This is a genomic window from Mesorhizobium sp. Arg314 (assembly GCF_053714275.1).
Genome location: NZ_JBSKBP010000352.1, coordinates 1 through 260, shown reverse-complemented (window position 1 = coordinate 260; position 260 = coordinate 1). Strand labels below are relative to the sequence as shown.

At 68.5% G+C, this 260-nt stretch carries 1 protein-coding gene; it reads left to right on the top strand.

Translation table 11 applies throughout. The features are described 5' to 3' along the window. The coding region (locus ACWGS9_RS35825; protein ID WP_454509563.1) for an EF-Tu/IF-2/RF-3 family GTPase at window positions 1-260 on the top strand (260 nt) is incomplete at both ends.

Here is a 260-nt window from a genome sequence, read left to right as displayed (position 1 = left end):
GCCTACATCCCGACGCCAGTGCGTCCGCTGGACAAGCCGTTCCTGATGCCGATCGAGGACGTGTTCTCGATCTCGGGCCGCGGCACGGTGGTGACCGGCCGCGTCGAGCGCGGCATCGTCAAGGTCGGCGAGGAACTGGAAATCGTCGGCATCCGTCCGACCACCAAGACGACCTGCACGGGCGTCGAGATGTTCCGCAAGCTGCTCGACCAGGGCCAGGCCGGCGACAACATCGGCGCGCTGCTGCGCGGCGTCGACCG